The organism is Streptomyces bugieae, from assembly GCF_036352915.1.
Classification (GTDB): domain Bacteria; phylum Actinomycetota; class Actinomycetes; order Streptomycetales; family Streptomycetaceae; genus Streptomyces; species Streptomyces endophytica.
Map to the genome: position 1 here is coordinate 44234 of NZ_JAZBJP010000010.1, position 16030 is coordinate 60263.

Sequence of the window (16030 nt, forward strand, 5' to 3'; positions counted from 1 at the left end):
GCCGGGCAAGCGCCGCCCGAACCACCTCCGGGCGCCCGGTCGAGCGCCGTCCGAACCGCCTCCGGGCCCGGTCGACGCCACCAGCCTCGCCGGCGACCGACCGAAGGCCACCCGCAGCGCCCGACACCCCCGCGGCCGGCCTCGCCGGGGAGATGCCTCCTACTGGCGGCCCTCTTCGTATTGGCGGAGTTGGTCGAGGTTGATCATGCTCGTGTCGAAGAGGCTCGTTTCGTCCAGGGCGGCGGGCTGGGCGGGCGTGTGCGGGGCGTGCTGGGGCTGCTGGGGGACCTGGGGCTGGAGGTAGGCGTTCGGGTCGTAGCCGGGCTGCTGGGGCTGCTGCTGCCAGTCGTAGGCGTACGGGTCCTGGTGCTGGGCGTACGCGGCGGCCTGCTGGGGCTGCTGGTAGCCGTAGACGTCCTGCTGGGGGTAGGCGGCCGGGTCGGTGTAGTAGCCCTGCTGCTGTGGCTGGAGCGGCTGCTGGTGCTCCAGGGGCTGGTCCTGCGGGACCACGGGCGTCTGCGGTTCGCGGTCGGCGCCGATGCCGGCCAGCTCGGCCAGGTACTCCGCGTCGGCCTGCGGCTGTGCGGTCTGCGGGTCGCCCTGGGCCGCCAGGTGCACGCCGAGTTCGTCGATCGCCCGGGCGCCCTGGAGCTTGTCGCGGCCCCGGCCGACCGCCTCCAGCGTCTTGGTCAGCACGGCCTGGAAGGCGCCGAACTTGGCGTCCACATAGGCGTCCGCGCGCTGCCTGAGGGTCTCCGGGTCGGCGCTGCGCTCGGGGGCCTCGGCGTCCTCGTAGCCCTGTTCGTCGAGTCCGGGGCCCCGGCCGAGCAGCTTCTCGCGGCCGCGGTCGACGGATCCGATGGTCTTGGTGAGGACGACCTCGAAGTTGGCGAGCTTGGAGTCGACGTAGTCGTCGGCCTCGGCGCGGATCTCGGCGGCCTCCTGGGTGGCCTCGGCGAGGATCCGGTCCGCCTCCTCCTGCGACTGCCGGGCGACCTCGGTGTCGGAGATCAGCGAACCGCGCTGGGCGTGCGCGGACTCGATGATCCGCTCCGCCTCGGCGCGCGCCTCCTCGACCATCTGCTCCCGGCCGCCGAGCAGCTCCTGTGCCTGGGCGAGCGATCCGGGCAGCGCGGCGCGCACCTCTTCCAGCATGGCGAGCAGCTCGGCGCGGTTGACCACGCACGAGGCCGACATGGGCATGGACCGGGCGCCGGCGACGGTCGCGACGATGTCGTCGAGCTTCTTCTGCACGTCCACCTTGGACTCGCCACTCTCTGAGGGTTGGAACGACGGAACGGGACGACTGTACGTCCACCGGCCCTCCGCCCGACACCAACTGACGGTACGTCAGAAAGTGCCCGCGGCGGGTGCGCCGGGGCGGTGATCAGCTCTTCTTGCGAAGCCGCTCGGTGAGCGCGTCGAGCACGAACGGCGGGACCAGGTGGGAGACGTCGCCACCCCAGGCGGCGACCTCCTTGACGAGGCTGGAGGAGAGGAAGCTGTAGGTGGGGTTGGTGGGGACGAACAGGGTCTCCACGCCGGAGAGGCCGTTGTTCATCTGGGCCATCTGCAGCTCGTAGTCGAAGTCGCTGACCGCGCGCAGGCCCTTGACGATCGCGGGGATGTCGCGCTGCTTGCAGAAGTCGACGAGCAGGCCGTGGAAGGACTCGACCTGGACGTTGCCGTACTCGGCGGTGGCCCGGCGGATCAGGTCGATCCGCTCGTCGACCGTGAACAGCCCCTGCTTGGACTGGTTGATCATCACGGCCACATGGACGACGTCGTACAGCTTGGAGGCACGGGCGATGATGTCCAGGTGCCCATTGGTGATGGGGTCGAACGACCCCGGACAGACGGCGCGGCGCAACGCGGGTTCCTCGCTCTCCGATGCGGTCATGACACGCTTGCTGACGTCGGTTCGGCGGACGTCGAAGCGGCGCGACCGTACCAAAGCGTCCCCTCGCCGTAACGACGGGCCTTGATCGCGGTGAAGCCGTCCGGCCACGGGAACGCGCCGCCTCTGGTGCTCCGTTCCACGGTGACGAGTGCATCGTCGGTCAGCCACCCCTGACCACGGAGTGTGAGCAGGATCTCGCACAGCTCTGCGTCGCTCACCGCGTACGGCGGGTCCAGGAAGACGATGTCGTAGGGCTCGCCGGGGGCCGGGGCGGCGGCGGTCTGTTCGGCCTTGCCGGGCCGCACCTCGACGCCCGGGAGGCCGACCGTGCGGACGTTGTCACGGATGGTGCGGACGGCGCGGGCGTCGGCCTCCACCAGCAGGACGTGTGCCGCGCCGCGGGAGAGCGCCTCCAGGCCGACCGCGCCGGAACCGCCGTACAGATCGAGCACCCGGGCGCCGGTCAGGGGGCCGTCCAGCGACTCCCAGGTGGAGAACATGCCCTCGCGTGCCCGGTCGGAGGTCGGGCGGGTGCCGTTGCCGGGTGGTACGGCCAGGCGGCGGCCGCCGGCCGTACCGGCGATCACGCGGGTCATGGGCCCGTCCTTACGTCGTGCGGGGTGCAGGGGTGGTGGCGGAGCCGCGCGGGCTCCGTCCTCCACGATATTCCGTCGTCCGGCGGCGGGCGCCCGCCGGAGGCGTCCGGGCGGCACCCCGGTCCGTGATCGTTCTCACCCGGCCGCGGGCGGCGCACGGACGGCGCGGCCCGCCGTCCCGGCTCGCTCAGCCCTTGTCCAGATACTGCTCCCGTTCCTCGTCCAGCAGGGCGGACAGCGCGATCCGCAGCTCCGGGTAGCCGGTCAGCTCGGGGTCGTCGCCGACCAGCGCGGTGGCCTCCTCGCGGGCGGCGGCGATGATCTCCTCGTCGTCGATGACCGTGAGCATCCGCAGCGAGGAGCGGACGCCGGACTGGGCCTGGCCCAGGACGTCGCCCTCGCGCCGCTGTTCCAGGTCGATCCGGGAGAGCTCGAAACCGTCGAGGGTGCCGGCCACCGCGGCGAGCCGGGCCCGCGCCGGGCTGGCCTCGGGCATCTCGCTGACCAGCAGGCACAGGCCGGGCGCCGATCCACGGCCGACCCGGCCGCGCAGCTGGTGCAGCTGGGAGACGCCGAACCGGTCCGCGTCCATGATCACCATGACGGTGGCGTTGGGGACGTTCACCCCGACCTCGATGACCGTCGTCGCGACCAGCACGTCCAGCTCGCCGGCCGCGAACGAGCGCATCACCTCGTCCTTGTCGTCCGGCGCCATTCTGCCGTGCAGCACTGCCACCCGCAGGCCGGCGAGCGGGCCCTTGGTGAGCTGGTCGGCGATGTCGAGCACCGCGAGCGGCGGGCGCTTCTCGGCGATGTCCTCCGGCGAACTCGCCGCGGCCGCCGCGTCGTTGCCCCCGGACGCGCCCTTCTTCCCCGGCTTGGGCGCGTCCTCCTCGTCGCCGATCCGCGGGCAGACCACGTACGCCTGGTGCCCGGCCTCGACCTCTTCGCGGACCCGCTCCCACGTGCGCGCGAGGAAGTGCGGTTTGTCCTTCGCGGGCACCACGTGGCTGGCGATCGGCGAGCGTCCGGCGGGGAGTTGGTCGAGGACGGAGGTCTCCAGATCGCCGAAGACGGTCATCGCGACCGTCCGCGGGATCGGGGTCGCGGTCATCACCAACAGGTGCGGCGGCTGTTTGCCCTTGCCGCGCAGGGCGTCGCGCTGCTCGACGCCGAAGCGGTGCTGTTCGTCGACGACCACCAGCCCCAGGTCGTGGAACTGCACCTTGTCCTCGATCAGCGCATGCGTGCCGACGACGATGCCGGCCTCGCCGGTGACCAGGTCGAGCAGCGCCTGCCGGCGGGCCGCGGCGCCCATGGAGCCGGTCAACAGCACCACCTTGGTGCCCTGCTCGGCGCCGCCGAGCATCCCGCCCTCGGCCAGCTCCCCCATCATCTCGGTGATCGAGCGGTGGTGCTGCTGGGCGAGCACCTCGGTGGGCGCCAGCATCGCGGCCTGGCCGCCGCTGTCGACGACTCCGAGCATGGCGCGCAGCGCGACCATGGTGTTGTGCGTGACGGTGAAGTGGTCGGTCACATAGGCGTGGGAGGGGTGCGCGACGCTGATGCACTGGACGGGCTTGCGGCCCACGTGCTCGATCGCGCGGATGGAGCGCCGGAAGCCCGGAGCGTCACCGGCCCCCTCCTCGGGCAGCGCGACATGGACGTCGTACCCGCCCGCCCCGGTGTCCTGCAGCTGGGCCGCGCCGCCCAGGGAGCGCACCAGCCAGGCGAGGTCGGCGGCCAGCGGGCCGGACGCGGCGCGGAACACGTCCCCGGCGCCGGAAGCCTCTCCCCCGGCGTCCAGCAGACCGCGCAGCACGGCCCGCCGGTCCTTGACGGGGGCGTTGCGGCAGGCGGCCGGCAGGCCGTCCTCGGGGAGGGACCGGCCCAGGCGGTACGGGTCGAGCGGTCGCTCCCCGCCGTCGTCGAGGTCCACCGGTGTGGCGGGCGCGATGGACCACTTGGGCCGGCCGTCGGCGCGCAGCAGGTCGGCCCGTAGCTCGCGGGTCGTCAGCACCCGCTCGCCCGTCTCGCGGGACCCGACGATCCACAGGTGCTCGTCGTCGCACTCGGCGGTGGAGCCGTCCGACAGCACCAGTCGCCACACCTCGCGCTCGCCCTGCGGGAAGACGCCGTCCACCACGGCGCGCTCGCCGCTGGGCACCACCACTTCGGTGCCGACGGTCATCTCCCCCATGGGCCGGAAGCCGCTCGGGGTGAGCACCAGGGCGTCCAGCGGCTGGGCCTTGCCGGAGCCGACCTCGCCCTGGAGGAGGCGGTGCATGGGGTGTTCGGTCGCCAGGTCGTCGAAGATCTCCCGGCTGACCTTCTGCTGGCCTTCGGTGAGCGTGAACGGCAGCTCGGCGTCGAACGCGTCGAGGATGCCGTCCTTGACCAACTGCCGTGGCACGGCGGGGAGTTGGGTGTCGGTCAGGCGCCTGCGGGCCAGCGCGACCTGCATCACGAACGCCTCGTCCCACTTCAGCCGGTCCCGCGCACCGGCGATGTCGGCCTTGCTGTCGGGGCGGTGGATCTTCAGCAGCGCCTCGGTGAGCGGGACCAGCGACCGGCCCTCGCGCAGTGCCTCGGGAAGCGGGTCGACGGCGTCCTGGGCGCTGGGCAGCACCGCGTCGACCGCCTTGGTGATCTTCCAGGACGCCATCTGCTGGCAGGCCGGGTAGATCGGGATGAGCTGATTGGCGAAGGCGTCCACGGCGTCGCCGTCGGTGTCGCCGTCCAGGAGCGCGTATTCGGGGTGGGCGAGCTGGAGTTTGCGGTTGAAGACGGAGACCTTGCCGGCGAACATCGCGCGGCGCCCGGGCAGCAGTTCCTTGTGCGGCTTGTGGATGCCCTTGCCGAAGAAGACGAGCTGGAGCCGGCCGCTGCCGTCCGTGAGCGTCACTTCCAGGCGCTGTCCCCGGCCGGCGTTGAATTTGTGCACCCGGGCGTCGGCGACCCGGGCGACGACCGTGACGTGTTCGTCCAGCGGGAGGTCGGCGAGGCGGGTCAGCTCGCCGCGCTCGGCGTAGCGGCGCGGGTAGTGGTGCAGCAGGTCACCGACCGTGTGCAGGTCGAGATGCTCGGCCAGCACCTTCGCGGTGGTGCCGCCGAGGATTTTCTTCAGGGGTTCGTCGAGCGCAGCCACGCGTCTATTGCACACCACGCCTCTGACAATTGCGCCGGTCCCGGCCGCCGGGGCGCCGTCACTCCACGCCGATGAGCAGCGGGGCGGTGCGCTGGCCGCCGTCGTAGACGACCGTGTCGACGGCGAGGTGCCGCTCGCGGACGTGCCGTTCCAGCCGCTCGGCGAGGGCGGCGGGCGCCCCCGCGCCGAGGACCAGGGTCACCATTTCCCCGCCCGCGGACAGCATCCGGTCCAGCACCGTCATGGCGGTGACGGTGAGGTCCGAGCCGATCACCGCGACGTCGCCGTCGATCAGCCCGAGGACGTCGCCGGCCTGGCAGACGCCCGCCATCGTCCACGACTGCCGTTCGGCGAGGGCGAGCTCGGCGTAGCGGGTGGCGCCGGCGGCGGAGGTCATGGCGACCGCGTCCTCGTCGAAGCTGCGGTCCGGCTCGTGCACGGCCAGCGCGGCGATGCCCTGGACGGCGGCGCGGGTGGGGATCACCGCGACCCGGACGCCTTCGGTGCGGGCCTGTTCGGCGGCGGCCGCGGCGGTGTGCCGGAGTTCGGGGTCGTTGGGCAGCAGCATGACCTCGCGGGCGTGGGCCTGCCGGATCGCCTGCACCAGTTCGCCGCTGGCCGGCGGCTCCCCGGGGCGTACGGTGACGGCCGTCGCACCGGCCCCGGTACACAGGCCGGCGAGCCCGGCGCCCGGCACCACCGCGACCACGGCCCGCGCTGCCAGGGCCGGCTCCTTGGTGCGGCCGGCGCCGCCGAAGTGCGTGATGCGGATCCGGTACGGGCGGCCGGCCTCGATGCCGGCCTCCACGGCGGCGCCCGCGTCGTCGACGTGGACGTGGACGTGCCACAGCCCGTCGCCGCCGACCACCACCAGGGAGTCGCCGAGCCCGTCGAGCCGGGTGCGCAGCCTTGCCACGGCCTCGTCCGACGCCTCCAGCAGGTAGATCACCTCGAAGGCGGGTCCACCGGGCTCTCCGCAGGCGTCGGCCGCCGTGTGGGCGGCGACGTCGCAGCCGGCGGCCTCGGGGAGCGGGGCGTCGGCCCGTACGGCGACGGGGGTGGCGGTGACCTCTCCGGAGAGCGCGTCGGCGAGCGCGCCCAGCAGCGCGACGAGCCCGCAGCCGCCGGCGTCCACGACGCCCGCCCTGCCGAGCACGGCCAACTGCCCGGGGGTCTCCTGCAGGGCCGTACGGGCGCCTTCGTGGGCGGCGCGGGCGACCGCGGCGGCGTCGCCGGCCTCGCCTGCGGCGCGTTCGGCGGCGTCGGCGGCAGCGGTGGCGACGGTCAGGACGGTGCCCTCCACGGGGTGGGCGACGGCCTCGTACGTGGAGGCGGCGGCCCGGCGCAGGGCCCGGCGCAGCGCCTCGGCCGAGCGGTCACCGGTCGCGGTGTCCGTGCCGTCCGTCCCGCCGCCGGCCGCCAGGACGTCGGTCATCCCGCGCAGCAGCTGCGCCAGGATGGTGCCGGAGTTCCCGCGCGCTCCTATCAGGGCGCCGTGTGCCATCGCGCCGATCGCGTCGGCGAGGCCGGGGGCGGTGCCCGCGGAGGCATGGCCGTCGAAGGCGGCCTCGACCGCGCGCGCCGCGGATTCCAGCGTCAGATAGAGGTTGGTGCCGGTGTCGCCGTCGGCCACCGGGTAGACGTTGATCGCGTCGATCCGCTCGCGTTCCCGGCCGAGCGCCTCCAGCGCCAGCCCGCACCAGGAGCGGACCGCGGCGGCGTCGAGCGGGTACGGCACATCGTCCTCCTGGGTCACGGGCTGCACCGCACAGTAGCCGCGCCCCGGTGGGGAGGCCGGGGCGGGGGCCGGGAGGTGCGTGATAGTTTCGTTCTACGGGAGCGGTCGTTGTATGCTGCTCCGGTTGCCCGATGAGAATCGGGCCATTTCCTCTCCTGACGGTCGCCGGTCGGGCAATGCACTCGGCCCGTCGGGATTTCACCGTAAGTGCATCTGAAGTCTTTGGAGTGACCCGTGGCTGCCAACTGCGACGTCTGCGGCAAGGGGCCGGGCTTCGGCAAGAGTGTCTCGCACTCGCATCGCCGTACCAACCGTCGTTGGAACCCCAACATCCAGACGGTGCGTGCAGTGATCGGGCGCACGCCGAAGAAGCTGAACGCCTGCACCTCGTGCATCAAGGCCGGCAAGGTCTCGCGCTGACGCCTTAGTCGTAGCGCAGCCGGCCGGTTGCCTGGGAAGCCGGTCCACCCGTGGGGTGGACCGGCTTTTTGCCGTTCCGGTGCCGCCGCGGGCGGGCGGTTCACCCCCCGTCGCGCAGCCGCCAGCCGTGGTCGACCGGCCCGATGCCGGCGCCCAGCCGGAAGCCGGCCGCGATCGCGCCGGTGACGTAGTCCTTCGCCGCGGCGGCGGCCCGCGGGACGGGGTCGCCCTTGGCCAGCTGCGCGGCGAGCGCGCTGGCGAGGGTGCAGCCGGTGCCGTGGGTGTGCCGGTTGTCGTGGCGCGGGGCGCGCAGCCAGTGCTCCTCGGTGCCGTCGGTGAGCAGGTCGACGGCGCTGTCACCGGCACCGTCCGCGGCCGTGAGGTGGCCGCCCTTGATCAGCGCCCAGCGCGGCCCGAAGTCCAGGACGGCGGCGGCCGCCCGGCGCATGTCGGCCTCTCCGTGGACGGCAACGCCGGTGAGCTGGGCCACCTCGTCGAGGTTGGGGGTGGCGACGGTGGCCGTCGGCAGGAGTTTGGTGCGCACCGCGTCCAGGGCGCTCGCGGCGAGCAGCGCGTCACCGTGTTTGGAGACGCCCACGGGGTCGACGACGACCGGGACGTCCAGTGCGGCGAGCAGATCGGCGACGGTCTCGACGAGTTCCGCCGAGGAGAGCATGCCGGTCTTGACGGCCTGCACGCCGATGTCGTCGACGACGCTGCGGAACTGGGCGCGTACGGCCTCGGCGGGCAGGTCCCACGCGCCCTGCACGCCCAGGGAGTTCTGGGCGGTGACGGCAGTGAGCACGCTCATGCCGTGGGTGCCGAGCGCCAGCATCGTCTTCAGGTCGGCCTGGATGCCCGCGCCGCCGCCGGAGTCGGACCCGGCGACGGTCAGGACGCGTGGAGGTATGTGCATGCCGGCGAATCTACCCGCCACCAGGGGCTACTCGGCGTCGGCGTTGTCCCCGAAGTGGTCCCAGCCGGCCTTCGCCCAGGGGGCGCCGTCCACCGTCACCTGCGGCAGCGCGGAGGGGTTGAGGACCTCGCCGATGACCTTCCACCGGGCGGGCAGCTTCACGTCCGGCGGGAAGGTGGCCACGATCGCGTGGTCCTCGCCGCCGTTGAGCACCCACTGCATCGGGTCCACGCCGACCGCGGTGCCGATGTCGGACATCTGCGTGGGGATGTCGATCGCCGCGGACCGCAGGTCGATCCGGACCTTGCTGGCCTCCGCGATGTGCCCGAGGTCGGCGACGAGCCCGTCGCTGACGTCGGTCATGGCGGTGGCGCCGAGCCCGGCGGCCGCGGGACCGGCGTGGTACGGCGGTTCGGGGCGGCGGTGCGCCTCCACGAAGGCGCGCGGCGAGCGGAAGCCGCGGGAGAGGACCGCGTGCCCGGCGGCGGACCAGCCGAGCCAGCCGGTCACCGCGACCACGTCGCCGGGCTGGGCGCCGGCCCGGGTGACCGGCTCCTGGTTGCGCAGGTCGCCGAGGGCGGTGATGGCGACGGTGATGGTGTCGCCGCGGACCACGTCCCCGCCGACGACGGCGGCACCGGCCACCTGGCACTCGTCGCGCAGCCCGTCCATCAGCTCGGTCGGCCAGGTCGCGGGGAGTTCCGCGGGCACGACCAGGCCCAGCAGGATCGCGGTGGGCACCGCGCCCATCGCCGCGATGTCGGCGAGGTTCTGTGCGGCGGCCTTGCGGCCGACGTCGTAGGCGGTGGACCAGTCACGGCGGAAGTGCCGGCCCTCCAGGAGGATGTCGGTACTGGCGACCACCCTCCGGTCCGGCGCGGTGACCACCGCGGCGTCGTCCCCCGGCCCGATCCGTACCGCCGGAGTGGACGTGAGCCGGGAGGTGAGCTCCCTGATCAGACCGAACTCCCCCAGCTCGCCCACGGTGCCCTTCATGCTGTTGCCCTTCTCATGTGTACGGACCGTTGTACGGACGGTCCGTACGTGGCTGACGGTTGCGCCGCACCTGCCGTGTTCACCGCGCGGGTCTCCCCGCTCCGCACGGTGACGCGGTACCGTGGCGTCCCTTCTTCCCCCATGATCCTCGTAGCCGCCCTGGAGGTTCCGTGGTACAGGCCTACATCCTGATCCAGACCGAGGTCGGCAAGGCCTCGGCCGTCGCGGAGGTGATCGCGAAGATCCCCGGTGTGCTGCAGGCCGAGGACGTCACCGGTCCCTACGACGTCATCGTGCGCGCACAGGCCGACACCGTCGATGAGCTGGGCCGCATGGTGGTGGCGAAGGTCCAGCAAGTGGAGGGCATCACGCGCACCCTCACCTGCCCGGTCGTTCATCTCTAGCTCCCCCGTATGCTCGGCCGGGTGATCTCTTCGCGTCGCCGGTGCCGCCCGATCCTGGCCCTTCCCCTGCTCACCGTGGCGTTCGCCGCGGTGAGCTGTTCGTCTTCCGAGGACGTGGCCGTCCCGTCCCCCCGGGGCGAGGCGGCGCGGCACTGCCGGGCACTCCACGAGGAACTGCCGCGGACCGTCGACGGACTGAAGCGGCGGACCGCCGAGCCCGTCTCCGACTTCACCGCCGTCTGGGGCGACCCCGCCGTGCAACTGCGCTGCGGGGTGCCGAAGCCGGACGTCCTGAGACACGGGAGTGAACATTACAACCCCAACCCGGAGGCGGCGGAAGTCAACGGCGTCCGGTGGCTCTTCGAGAAGCAGGACGACGGCTACCGCTTCACGACCGTGCTGCGCAAGGTGTACGTCGAGGTGACCGTGCCCGGGAAGTACGCCCCCGAGGTCAATGTGCTCCCCGACCTCGCGGGCGCGGTGAAGAAGACCGTCCCCGCGGGCATCTAGCCTCCTGGCGCGGGCCGGCCGCGGTGCTAGCGCAGGCCGGTCGAGCGCTGCAGCGCCGCCTCCAGGAGGCGGTCGATCAGCTCCGGGTAGCTCACTCCGCTCTCCTGCCACATCCGCGGGTACATCGAGATGGGCGTGAAGCCGGGGAGCGTGTTGATCTCGTTGATCACGAACTCGCCGTTGTCCTGCAGGAAGAAGTCCGCGCGGACCAGGCCCTCGCAGGACGCCGCCTCGAAGGCCGCGACGGCCAGTTCCTGGACCTTCGCGGTCTGCTCGGCGGTCAGCGGCGCCGGCACGATGCCGGCGGCCGAGTCGATGTACTTGGCCTCGAAGTCGTAGAAGTCGTGCGCGGTGACCGGCGGGATCTCGGCCGGCACGCTGGCCCGCGGCCCGTCCGCGAACTCCAGCACCCCGCACTCGATCTCGCGGCCGCTCAACAGCGATTCCACGAGGATCTTGGGGTCGTGCCGGCGGGCCTCCTCGATGGCCTCGTCCAGGCCCTCCAGGCCGTCGACCTTGCTGATGCCCATGGACGAGCCGGCCCGGGCGGGCTTCACGAAGAGCGGCCAGCCGTGTTCGGCGGCGAAGTCCACGATCTTCTTGCGGGCCGCCGTGGGGTCCTTCTCCCACTCCCGGGGGCGGATGACCTCGTAGGGGCCGACCGGCAGCCCGAAGGAGGTGAACACCCGCTTCATGTAGTCCTTGTCCTGGCCGACCGCGGAGGCCAGCACGCCCGAGCCGACGTAGGGCACGCCGGAGAGCTCCAGGAGGCCCTGCAGGGTGCCGTCCTCGCCGTACGGGCCGTGCAGGACGGGGAAGACCACGTCGACCTCGCCGAGCGCCTTGGGCACCGAACCGGGCTCGGTGTAGACCACCTCGCGGTTGGACGGGTCGACGGGGAGCACCACTCCGCCCTCGGTGGACTCGGCGAGCTCGGCCACGCTGGGCAGCCGCCGGTCCGCGATGGCCATCCGCTCGGGGTCGTCGGCGGTGAGCGCCCAGCGGCCGTCGGTGGTGATGCCGATGGGCAGCACGTCGTACTTGTCGCGGTCGATGGCGCGCAGTACGGCTCCGGCGGTGACCACGGAGATGGCGTGCTCGGAGCTGCGCCCGCCGAACACGACGGCGACGCGGGGCTTGTGGGAGGAGGTCTGGCTGCTCATATCGCGTTGAGGGTACCTGCTGACCGGCGCGGCGTCAGTGCGGCGGCCGCCGTTGGTGGCGTGGCGCCGGCACCCGCCGCGGACGGCCGGGTTTTCGTCCCGGTTCGGTGCCGTTTCCCGGTGCCGTTGTTCAGTGCCGCTCGGATTTGGCGCTGCGCGCCATCAGTTCCTTGAGGGCCACCAGGGGCGGCTTGCCGTCGTGGACGATGGACACGACCGTCTCGGTGAGCGGCATGTCGACGCCGTGCCTGCGGGCCAGATCCAGAACGGATTCGCAGGACTTGACGCCCTCGGCGGTCTGCTTGGTGACCGCGATGGTTTCCTGGAGCGTCATCCCGCGGCCGAGGTTGGTGCCGAAGGTGTTGTTGCGGGACAGCGGCGAGGAGCAGGTGGCGACGAGGTCGCCCATGCCGGCGAGGCCGGCGAAGGTGTGCGCGTCGGCGCCCATGGCGAGGCCGAGCCGGGTGGTCTCGGCGAGCCCGCGGGTGATCAGTGAGGCCTTGGCGTTGTCGCCCAGGCCCATGCCGGTGGCGATGCCGACCGCGAGGGCGATGACGTTCTTGACCGCGCCGCCCAGTTCGCAGCCCACCACGTCGGTGTTGGTGTACGGGCGGAAGTACGAGGTGTGGCAGGCGGTCTGCACCCGGCGGGCGACCGCCTCGTCGGCGCAGGCGACGACCGCGGCGGCGGGCTGCCGGGCCGCGACCTCCTTGGCGAGGTTGGGGCCGGTGAGCACCGCGACCCTCTCGGCGGGGGCCTTGGCGACCTCCTCGATGACCTCGCTCATCCGCTTGGCCGTGCCCAGTTCGACGCCCTTCATCAGGGAGACCAGGATCGTGTCGGCGGGCAGCAGGGGCGCCCATTCGGCGAGGTTTCCGCGCAGCGTCTGGGACGGCACGGCCAGGACGGTGAACTCCGCGTCGCGGGCCGCCCGTGCCGGGTCGGTGGTGGCCCGTACGGCCTCGGGGAGCTCGACGCCCGGCAGGTAGTCGGGGTTCGTACGGCCGTTGTTGATGGCGTCGACCAGGGCCGCGCGGCGCCCCCACAGGGTCACCTCGCATCCCGCGTCGGCGAGCACCATCGCGAATGCGGTGCCCCAGGACCCCGTGCCGTAGACGGCGCAGCGCGTCACTTGCCTTCATCCTCCTGTGCCTGCTGGGTGCTTCGGGCCTGCTGCGGGGCGATCGCGCCTTCGGTGGCGGGGGCCGGCTCAGCGGCGGCCTTGGCGGCCTCGCGGGCGGCCCGGCGTTCCTGGGCGATGGCCTTGCGCCAGTCGTACGGTGCGGCCGGTGCGGGCTCGCCGCGCAGCTGGGCCAGCTGCTCGGTGATCGCGCTCATGATGAGGTCGGTGACGGCGCGCAGCACCTCGGCGGTGGGTTCCTGGTCGTAGTAGGCGCTCAGGTCGACCGGCGGCCCCGCCTTGACCCGCAGCGTCTTGCGCGGGAGGAGCTGGAGCTTCTTCTCCTTGGCGTACGGCGGCATCGCGTCGTTGGCGCCCCACTGGGCGACCGGGATGACCGGGGCCTTGGTCAGCAGCGCCACCCGCGCGGCTCCGGTCTTGCCCTGCATCGGCCAGAGCTCGGGGTCCCGGGTGAGGGTGCCCTCGGGGTAGAAGGCGACGCATTCGCCCTTGTGGATGGCGGTGACGGCGGCGCGGAACGCGTTGGCGGCGTCGGTGGTTTCCCGGTAGACCGGGATCTGTCCGGTGCCGCGCATCATCAGGCCGACAAAGCCGCTCTTGAAGAGTCCGGCCTTGGCGAGGAATCGGGGGACCCGACCGGTGTTGTACTGATAGTGCGCATAGGAGAGCGGGTCGAGATAGGAGTTGTGGTTGACCGCGGTGATAAATCCACCGTCGGCCGGAATGTGCTCCATTCCCTGCCAGTCCCGCTTGAACAGAACCAAGAGCGGCGGTTTGCAGATGACCGCGGCCAAGCGGTACCAGAAGCCGATTCTGCGGCGGGACACTGGGACACCCTCCTTGTGGGACCTGCGTAGCTGCTACGGGCCGGCAGCCGCACAAGTGTCGCCCCAGGTACCCGCTATGTCGAGGACACCGTAACCCCGGCGCTCCCCCGGGGCGTCGGCGGCGGGTGAGAATGGCGCGGATGCGAAGAGACGGAGCGGACGGCGAGGCAGCGGCGGCCTGGAGCCTGGTGGTGCCGCTGAAACCGCTGGTGCGGGCCAAGAGCAGGCTTGCCCGGGCCGCCGGGGAGGAGTTCCGGCCGCGGCTGGCCCTGGCCTTCGCCCTGGACACCGTGGCAGCCGCGCTGGCCTGCGGTGATGTGCACGATGTGGTGGTTGTCACGGACGACCGGTCGGCCGCGGAGCGGCTCGCGGCGCTGGGGGCGCGGATCGTGCCCGACACTCCGGCGGGCGGGCTGAACGCGGCGCTGGCGCACGGCGCGGCGGCGGTCCGGGAGGGTCGTCCGGGCGCGCCGGTGGCCGCGCTGAACGCGGATCTGCCCGCACTGCGCCCGGCCGAGCTGGCCCGGGTGCTCCATTCCGCCGCGGTATTTCCCCGTGCATTTCTCGCGGATGCGGCGCATTTCGGGACAACACTTCTGACCGCGAGTTCCGGGGTGGAATTGGCACCGGCATTCGGAGGCGCCTCGCGGGCCCGTCATCTGGCGTCGGGCGCGCGAGAGATCACCGCACCGGACGTGCCGTCGGTACGCCGGGACGTGGACACCGGCGAGGATCTGCTGGCCGCGCTGGCGCTGGGCGTGGGCCCGCACACGGCGCGGCAGGCGCCGCTGGCGGCGCGGACGGCCGCGGGGGCGGGCGGCGCCGGGGCGGCCGTGGACCCGTCCGGGCCGGTGCCGCCGCAGGTCAGAGCGTCTGGAGCGTGATCAGGTCGATGTGCCGGGCGTCGTCTTCGCCGGTGACCTCGATGCGCACCCGCTGACCGGGCCGGAGCAGCAGCAGCCCGCCGGCGTCGAAGGCGGCCGCGTCGAAGGGCAGCGGGGTGCCGTCGTCGAGCAGCACGCTGCCGGAGCGGGTCTGGGGGTCGTACGTGTACGCGGTGGCCTGCATGGAAGAGAGCCTAGACGGCGGCCGGGGCCCACAAGCACCGCGGGCCGGGCTCCCCGGAGGGAGACCGGCCCGACGCATGGCGTCGCCGCTGCTGTGGTCACCGCTTGCGGGCGGTGGTCTTCTTCGCGGTGGTCTTGCGCGCGGTGGCCTTCTTGGCGGGAGCCTTCTTCGCCGTCGCCTTCTTCGCGGGCGCGGTCTTCTTGGCCGTCGCCTTCTTCGCGGTGGTCTTCTTGGCCGGGGTCGCCTTCTTGGCGGCGGCCTTGGCGGGGGCCTTCTTCGCCGCCGTCTTCTTGGCGGTGACCTTCTTCGCGGTGGTGGCCTTCTTCGCCGCGGCCTTCTTCGCCGGAGCCGCCTTCTTCGCCGCGGCCTTCTTGGCGGTGGCCTTCTTCGCGGCGGCCTTCTTGATGGCCGCGCCACCGGTGAGGCTGCCCTTGGGGGCCTTCTTGACGGAGACCTCGCCGCCCTTGGGGAGCTTCTTCGAGCCGCTCACCAGGTCCTTGAAGCCCTGACCGGCGCGGAAGCGCGGCACCGAGGTCTTCTTGACCCGCACCCGCTCACCCGTCTGCGGGTTGCGGGCGTAACGGGCCGGGCGGTCGACCTTCTCGAACGAGCCGAATCCGGTGACCGAAACGCGGTCGCCGGAGACCACTGCACGGACGATCGCGTCGAGTACGGCGTCGACCGCGTCCGCGGCGTTCTGGCGGCCGCCGAGCTTGTCGGCAATGGCTTCTACGAGCTGCGCCTTGTTCACGTCTTCCCCTTCGGAGACATTGCTGGAAGGAAAGTTTCCAAGCTTTTTCGCACGTTAGGCAGATATATACCGCAAATCAAACACGAAACGGGCTAATCACCCTTGTGCCGCAACGAACTCGACCTTCACGGACTTCCGTCGGCATGCACATCTTCGGGATAACGACCTTCGTCGAGGTCTTCCATGAACCACTCCAGACGCCGTGCCGCGTCCGCAAGATCGTGTTTAGCCGCGGCCGTGATGACGAGCAGCTTCCGGGTCAGCGCCATCCGTACGCCCTCCGGGACTTGCAGTGTCCGCACTCTTGCGTGTGCGTCCTTGAGTCGGTCGGCGACGACGCCGTAGAGCTGGAGTTGGTCGTCGCGTTCCATGCGCTAATTGTGCCATCTGCGGCGAGTTGTCGCTTCACGGGGCCTCAACAGGCGTCTCCACAAGCCGATGCGCCCCCTGCC

The 16030-nt window shown here is 72.2% G+C and carries 17 protein-coding genes; 4 read left to right on the plus strand and 13 right to left on the minus strand.

The genetic code is table 11. The annotated features are described in order from the left end of the window. Positions 1-159: 159 nt before the first annotated feature. The 5 genes from V2J85_RS18530 to V2J85_RS18550 all read right to left on the minus strand — a co-directional run bounded on the left by V2J85_RS18530 (position 160) and on the right by V2J85_RS18550 (position 7382). A complete protein-coding gene (locus V2J85_RS18530) occupies positions 160-1260 on the minus strand; it encodes an ATP synthase F0 subunit B (protein ID WP_330822243.1) in 1101 nt (366 codons plus the stop codon). A gap of 127 nt (positions 1261-1387) precedes the next feature. Continuing rightward, positions 1388-1900, minus strand: a complete 513-nt coding sequence (gene coaD / locus V2J85_RS18535) for a pantetheine-phosphate adenylyltransferase (protein ID WP_030414208.1) — start codon at positions 1898-1900, stop codon at positions 1388-1390. Further along, positions 1897-2496 (minus strand): 16S rRNA (guanine(966)-N(2))-methyltransferase RsmD, encoded by a 600-nt coding sequence (gene rsmD, locus V2J85_RS18540; protein ID WP_261955469.1) that lies wholly within the window; start codon positions 2494-2496, stop codon positions 1897-1899. The genes coaD and rsmD overlap by 4 nt, the downstream gene beginning before the upstream one ends. A gap of 187 nt (positions 2497-2683) precedes the next feature. Then, positions 2684-5644 (minus strand): helicase-related protein, encoded by a 2961-nt coding sequence (locus V2J85_RS18545; protein WP_330822244.1) that lies wholly within the window; start codon positions 5642-5644, stop codon positions 2684-2686. A gap of 58 nt (positions 5645-5702) precedes the next feature. Beyond that, positions 5703-7382 (minus strand): DAK2 domain-containing protein, encoded by a 1680-nt coding sequence (locus tag V2J85_RS18550; protein WP_330822292.1) that lies wholly within the window; start codon positions 7380-7382, stop codon positions 5703-5705. Between the two features lie 234 nt (positions 7383-7616). Here V2J85_RS18550 and rpmB point away from each other — a divergent pair, with 234 nt between their 5' ends. Then, positions 7617-7802 carry a 50S ribosomal protein L28 gene (gene rpmB, locus V2J85_RS18555; protein ID WP_006602870.1) on the plus strand — a complete coding sequence of 62 codons (186 nt, stop codon included), beginning with the start codon at positions 7617-7619 and terminating at the stop codon, positions 7800-7802. A gap of 100 nt (positions 7803-7902) precedes the next feature. Here the strand turns inward: rpmB and thiD are convergent, their stop codons facing one another. Together thiD and V2J85_RS18565 are read right to left on the minus strand one after the other, a co-directional pair. Next, entirely contained in the window at positions 7903-8718 is an 816-nt protein-coding gene (gene thiD / locus V2J85_RS18560; RefSeq protein ID WP_261955471.1) for a bifunctional hydroxymethylpyrimidine kinase/phosphomethylpyrimidine kinase, read from the minus strand. Between the two features lie 27 nt (positions 8719-8745). Next, positions 8746-9714 (minus strand): thiamine-phosphate kinase, encoded by a 969-nt coding sequence (locus tag V2J85_RS18565; protein WP_261955472.1) that lies wholly within the window; start codon positions 9712-9714, stop codon positions 8746-8748. A gap of 170 nt (positions 9715-9884) precedes the next feature. Here V2J85_RS18565 and V2J85_RS18570 point away from each other — a divergent pair, with 170 nt between their 5' ends. Next, a complete protein-coding gene (locus tag V2J85_RS18570; protein WP_046925812.1) occupies positions 9885-10118 on the plus strand; it encodes an Lrp/AsnC family transcriptional regulator in 234 nt (77 codons plus the stop codon). Positions 10119-10127: 9 nt separating this feature from the next. Next, positions 10128-10628 carry a DUF3515 domain-containing protein gene (locus V2J85_RS18575; RefSeq protein ID WP_261955473.1) on the plus strand — a complete coding sequence of 167 codons (501 nt, stop codon included), beginning with the start codon at positions 10128-10130 and terminating at the stop codon, positions 10626-10628. Positions 10629-10654: 26 nt separating this feature from the next. On the opposite strand, the gene V2J85_RS18580 is transcribed toward V2J85_RS18575, so the two are convergent. From V2J85_RS18580 to V2J85_RS18590, 3 genes are all read right to left on the minus strand, one after another. Further along, positions 10655-11791, minus strand: a complete 1137-nt coding sequence (locus V2J85_RS18580; RefSeq protein WP_261955474.1) for a D-alanine--D-alanine ligase family protein — start codon at positions 11789-11791, stop codon at positions 10655-10657. Positions 11792-11921: 130 nt separating this feature from the next. Then, a complete protein-coding gene (locus V2J85_RS18585; protein ID WP_261955475.1) occupies positions 11922-12923 on the minus strand; it encodes an NAD(P)H-dependent glycerol-3-phosphate dehydrogenase in 1002 nt (333 codons plus the stop codon). Continuing rightward, on the minus strand, positions 12920-13759 hold the full coding sequence (locus tag V2J85_RS18590) for a lysophospholipid acyltransferase family protein (protein ID WP_261955476.1): 840 nt from the start codon (positions 13757-13759) through the stop codon (positions 12920-12922). Before V2J85_RS18590 ends, V2J85_RS18585 begins: the two co-directional genes overlap by 4 nt. A 140-nt stretch (positions 13760-13899) precedes the next feature. Between V2J85_RS18590 and cofC the strand changes: the two genes are divergently transcribed. Next, entirely contained in the window at positions 13900-14643 is a 744-nt protein-coding gene (cofC, locus tag V2J85_RS18595) for a 2-phospho-L-lactate guanylyltransferase (protein ID WP_330822245.1), read from the plus strand. Here cofC and V2J85_RS18600 read toward each other — a convergent pair. From V2J85_RS18600 to V2J85_RS18610, 3 genes are all read right to left on the minus strand, one after another. After that, positions 14624-14827 carry a hypothetical protein gene (locus V2J85_RS18600; protein WP_261955478.1) on the minus strand — a complete coding sequence of 68 codons (204 nt, stop codon included), beginning with the start codon at positions 14825-14827 and terminating at the stop codon, positions 14624-14626. The genes cofC and V2J85_RS18600 overlap by 20 nt on opposite strands. A 97-nt stretch (positions 14828-14924) precedes the next feature. Next, a complete protein-coding gene (locus V2J85_RS18605; RefSeq protein WP_261955479.1) occupies positions 14925-15578 on the minus strand; it encodes an HU family DNA-binding protein in 654 nt (217 codons plus the stop codon). A 125-nt stretch (positions 15579-15703) separates the two neighbouring features. Next, positions 15704-15949, minus strand: a complete 246-nt coding sequence (locus V2J85_RS18610) for an SCO5555 family protein (protein WP_030414222.1) — start codon at positions 15947-15949, stop codon at positions 15704-15706. Positions 15950-16030 lie beyond the last annotated feature (81 nt).